At 49.8% G+C, this 3,076-nt stretch carries 2 protein-coding genes; one reads left to right on the top strand and one right to left on the bottom strand.

Annotation, left to right across the window (positions count from 1 at the left end; translation table 11 throughout):
• Positions 1 to 308: 308 nt before the first annotated feature.
• Entirely contained in the window at positions 309 to 2,453 is a 2,145-nt protein-coding gene (locus T504_RS0113520) for a heavy metal translocating P-type ATPase (RefSeq protein WP_033171595.1), read from the bottom strand.
• Between the two features lie 136 nt (positions 2,454 to 2,589).
• Between T504_RS0113520 and T504_RS0113515 the strand changes: the two genes are divergently transcribed.
• Positions 2,590 to 3,076 (top strand): DNA-deoxyinosine glycosylase (locus tag T504_RS0113515; protein WP_033171594.1); only part of this gene is annotated, 487 nt, incomplete at its 3' end.

Below are 3,076 nucleotides of genomic sequence, written 5' to 3'. Positions count from 1 at the left end.
CCCTCCGAGGGTGCAGCAATTCGTGCCGGCTCTAACCGAGGCGGCGGGGGCCCCAGTACCATAAGCGTAGCCTTGACGTTCCGCGTGAAGCAAGAAATTTTTGCCTGCGTTCTCGTTGGAAAAGCAGTTTCGTCCAAGCGAAGCGCGTTTAACTGTTTTCCAACTCTTAATTAAAAGGCAAAAATTTCTTGTAGCGGGTTGTCACCGGTGGAGCGTTGGTACTGGGGCCCCCGCCGCCGGCGATTTGTCTCGAACACGAACTGGGTAATACTCCCCTGCAAACTGTAATTTCACAGCCCCTTCTTGTCTCAAAGATATATTTCGCAATCCTCTTCGACCTGTTTGCAATTTTGCCGAACTTGTTCCATAACCGAAGCCGCATCATAGCCTTCTTCGAATTCGACCTTCATCTTCAACATCATGAAATTGACCGTTGCCGATTTCACTCCGGTGGTCTTGTTAGCCGCATCTTCCATAAGACTTGCACAATTCGGACAATCCACATCGATTTTATAAGACTTTTTCATCTCAGTTTCCTTTCTGCCACTGGCTCCATCCAATTTCTTCTCCGGCATCATCATCGCCCGCATCGCGTTGAGGACCGCCAATACCATAACGCCAACATCGGCAAAAATCGCCGCCCACATATTCGCAAAGCCCACAGCGCCAAGAATAAGCACGATTGCTTTGACCCCAATGGACCCCCAAATATTCTGCCGGACAATTCGCATCGTCTTGCGAGCGATGCGCTGCGCCTTGGCCAATTGCAGCGGATTGTCATCCATGAGTACCACATCCGCAGCCTCAATGGCAGCATCCGATCCCATAGCCCCCATGGCAATGCCGACATCAGCCCGGGATATCACCGGCGCATCGTTGATTCCATCCCCTACAAACGCCAATTTCCCTTGGCTGCCCACTTGCTTTTTCTCTGCCAACAGCTCTTCCACCTTGGACACTTTATCCGCTGGCAGCAATTCGCTGTACACGCAGTCAATTCCTAACTTGGCTGCCACCTCGGAAGCCACCCGTGAAACATCCCCCGTCAACATAAAGACTTTCGCCACACCATTGCGATGCAAGGCCTCCACCGCCTGCTGGGAAGTTTCCTTGACGACATCGGAAATCACGATATGGCCGGCATATTCCCCATCCATGGCGACATGGAGGATGGTTCCACTATGCTTACAATCACGCCATTCAATTCCTTCCGCTTCCATCATGCGGCTGTTGCCAACGCTAATGGACGATCCATTGACCTTTGCCCGTACCCCCAAGCCAGCCAATTCCTCCATATTTTCCACGACGCAGTCATCGGCTTCCTCCCGATACGCTGCTTTGAGCGAAGCCGCAATAGGATGCGTCGAAAAGCGCTCCACATGTGCCGCTAGATGCAACAGCTGCCGTTCATCTAATTTTTCCGGATGAATAGCGGTAACTTCGAAGACACCTTTCGTCAGCGTTCCTGTCTTATCAAAAACTACGGTATCCACGGACGCCAAGGCTTCCAAATAATTGGATCCCTTAATCAAAACACCCTGCCGGCTGGCACCGCCGAGTCCGGCAAAAAAACTCAACGGAATACTGATAACCAAAGCACAGGGACAACTTATTACCAAAAATGTCAACGCACGATAAAACCATACGCCCCACTGGGGTTCCGCCCCGCTCAATAGCCACTGTCCCAAAGGCGGCACAAAAGCCAAAGCGATGGCCGCATAAACAACAAAGGGCGTATAGACTCGGGCAAACCGCGTAATGAAGGCCTCCGATCTTGATTTATTCGAGCTGGCATCCTCAACCAGTTCTAAGATTTTTGACGCCGTAGATTCTTCGAATTCCTTCGTAGTACGGATTCGTAACAGTCCATTGGTATTGATACAGCCGCTCAACACCTCGTCTCCCGGACCAATCTCGCGCGGCAGGCTTTCTCCCGTCAGGGCAATGGTGTCGAGACTTGATTTTCCCTCGGTTACGATGCCATCAAGCGGAATTTTTTCTCCAGGCTGCACCACGATTACCGAACCTACGGCCACATCCTCTGGTGTCACTTGTTCCAATTTACCGTTTGCCTGCTCAATATTGGCATAATCCGGGCGAATATCCATAAGCTTGCTGATATCCCGACGGCTTCTGCCAACGGCATAGCTTTGGAACCATTCGCCCACTTGATAGAACAGCATTACCGCAATGCCCTCTGTATAATCGCCATCCTCATAAACAGCCAGCGCCATTGCACCGATAGTCGCTATGGCCATCAAGAGACTTTCATCAAAGGTCTTGCGGTTTTTTACGCCTTTGACAGCTTTCAGCAAAACATCATAGCCAACCACCAGATACGGAACCAGATACGCAGCAAATCGCCATCCTCCCTCTAGCGGAGCATAAGCTAACGCTGCCAACAATACTGCAGCCAGTATAATCCGCATCAAATTGCGCTTTCTTTTATCCATCCGTCTCACCTCATAGCTTCCATTTAATATATGAACATTAATTCATTCATTGAATTAATTATAGCAAAAAATGGAAATCCGTCAAGATTTTTTTGACGATATGTTAAAATAAAGAAAAAACCGTAGGAGGTATTTTATGAATTGTATCGGCTTTCCCCCCAGCATCGACGAGAACTGTCACACACTGATTCTTGGCTCCATGCCCGGCGTCACATCGCTTGAACAACAGCAGTATTATGCACATCCTCAGAACCGTTTTTGGCCCCTGATGGCGAGGTTGCTCGAAGAGCCCGACGTCCCCATGGACTACACAGGTCGGCTGCAAATGTTATTGCGCCATCACATCGCACTCTGGGATTCGATTGATACCTGCGAACGCAATGGCAGCCTTGATTCCGCCATAAAAAATGAGCAGGGCAATGATTTCACTTCCCTGCTGGCAAACTATCCACATATCAAAACCATCTGTTTCAATGGGGGAAAATCCGCCCAAGCGTTTAAACGCTATAATAAGCCACTGCTCTCCCGAACCGATATTACCTTTCATACCATGCCATCAACCAGTCCCGCCAATGCCCGCTGGCGCATGGATATGCTAGCAGTCAAGTGGGGGGAAGTCATTT

The sequence above is a fragment of the Selenomonas sp. ND2010 genome, assembly GCF_000702005.1.
Classification (GTDB): domain Bacteria; phylum Bacillota; class Negativicutes; order Selenomonadales; family Selenomonadaceae; genus Selenomonas_A.
Note: the sequence above shows the minus strand (reverse complement) of the source record. Positions and strands in the feature narration are given on the sequence as shown.